General features: G+C 67.7%; 2 protein-coding genes. Both read left to right on the top strand.

The genetic code is table 11. From position 1 onward, the window contains the following. Nucleotides 1–41: 41 nt before the first annotated feature. Complete coding sequence (locus ACFU7Z_RS39155) at nt 42–929, top strand: carbohydrate ABC transporter permease (protein ID WP_380782927.1); 888 nt, start codon at nt 42–44, stop codon at nt 927–929. 137 nt (nt 930–1,066) lie between these two features. Next, complete coding sequence (locus tag ACFU7Z_RS39150) at nt 1,067–1,891, top strand: carbohydrate ABC transporter permease (protein WP_049650666.1); 825 nt, start codon at nt 1,067–1,069, stop codon at nt 1,889–1,891. The last annotated feature ends 38 nt before the right edge of the window (nt 1,892–1,929 follow it).

Here is a 1,929-nt window from a genome sequence, read left to right as displayed (position 1 = left end):
ACAATGCATCACCTGCTTACGGCGTTTCAAAGGCAGGAGATGTGTATAAGAGACAGCTGCTGCTGCTCCTGCCGGCCGCGGTCATCCTGATCCCGCTGGTCGCCTACCCGATCTACCAGCTCGGCCTGCTGTCCGTACTGGACTTCGGGCAGGCCCAGGCCTCGGGCGGCGCCCCGACCTCCTTCGTCGGCTTCGGCAACTACTCGAAGATCCTCGAGGACGAGCAGTTCTGGACGGTGCTGTTCCAGACCATCGGCTTCGCGGCGTTCTGCGTGGTCGCCACCCTGGCCGTCGGCGCCACCCTCGCGGTGCTGCTCACCAAGGTCGGCCGGTGGCCCCGGCTGGTGCTGACCACCGCGGCGATGGCCGCCTGGGCGGCGCCGGCGATGACCGGTTCGACGGTGTGGAGCTTCCTGTTCGACACCAACCTCGGCCTGGTCAACCACACCCTGGAGGGGCTCGGACTCTCCGGCTTCCACGAGTTCAACTGGTTCTACGACAAGTGGACGGCGTTCCTGATCGTCGGCGCCGTGGTGGTGTGGCACTCCTACCCGTTCGTGATGGTCACCCTCTACGCGGGCATCCGGGCCATCCCGGAGGAGATCATGGAGGCGGCCGCGCTGGACGGCGCCAACACCTGGACCACCTTCCGCCGGATCACCGCACCGATGCTGCGCCCGATCCTGACCATCGTGGTGATCCAGTCGGTGATCTGGGACTTCAAGGTCTTCACCCAGATCTATGTGATGACCGAGGGCGGCGGCATCGCCGGCCAGAACCTCGTGCTCAACGTGTACGCGTACCAGAAGGCGTTCGCCTCCTCGCAGTACGGGCTGGGCGCGGCGATCGGCGTGATCATGCTGCTGATCCTGGTGATCCCGACGGTCCTGTACATCCGCACCCTGCGACGGACGGGGAACGAACTGTGAGCCCGGCGAACTCCCCGGCGAACTCCCCGGCCGTGAAGCCGGCCCGGAACACCGGCGGCCCCCAGGACGGGAGCGGCCCCCGGAACACCGGCGGCCCCCGGAACACCCGGGGTCGGAACACCCGCGGCCGGTGGCGGCTGGCCGCCAACAGCGGCGCGATCGTACTGGCCGTGGTCACCGCCTTCCCGATCTTCTGGATGGTGCTCTCGGCCTTCAAGCCCAAGGGCGAGATCCAGTCGCTCGACCCCAGGCCGTGGACCGCCCACCCCACGCTGGAGAGCTTCCGTCAGGTGCTCAGCGTGGACGGCTTCGCCCGCTACTTCGGGAACAGCCTGGTGGTCGCGCTGTCGGTGGTGGTGCTGTCGGCGATCGTGGTCTTCCTGGCGGCGGTGGCCGTGACCAGGTTCCGGTTCAAGTTCCGCACCACCATCATGGTGATGTTCCTGATCGCCCAGATGATCCCGGTCGAGGCGCTGACCATCCCGCTGTTCTTCATGTTCCGCGACGCCGGACGGTTCGCCCCGGGCATCGGGCTGAACACCCTGGCCTCGCTGGTCCTGGTGCAGCTGGCGTTCTCGCTGCCGTTCGGGATCTGGATGATGCGCGGCTTCGTCGCGGCCGTCCCGGTCTCGATCGAGGAGGCGGCGCAGATCGACGGGGCCGGCCGGACCCGCATCCTGTGGCGGATCCTGCTGCCGCTGGTGGCCCCGGGCCTCGCCGCGACCAGCGTGTTCTCCTTCATCGCGGCGTGGAACGACTTCGTCTTCGCCAAGACCTTCATCATCAGCGCCACCCAGAACCAGACGCTGCCCTCGGCGCTGCTGGTCTTCTTCAAGCCGGACGAGAACGACTGGGGCGGCATCATGGCGGCGTCCACGCTGATGACCGTGCCGGTGCTGATCTTCTTCATCGCGGTGCAGCGCAAGCTGGTCTCCGGGCTGGCCGGTGCGGTGAAGGACTGATCGCCCGCGCGTGCGGAGCGGCCGGGAGTCCCGTCGTC

It is taken from the genome of Kitasatospora sp. NPDC057518 (genome assembly GCF_042802075.1).
Classification (GTDB): Bacteria; Actinomycetota; Actinomycetes; order Streptomycetales; family Streptomycetaceae; genus Kitasatospora.
This window is presented reverse-complemented; position numbering and strand designations above follow the sequence as displayed.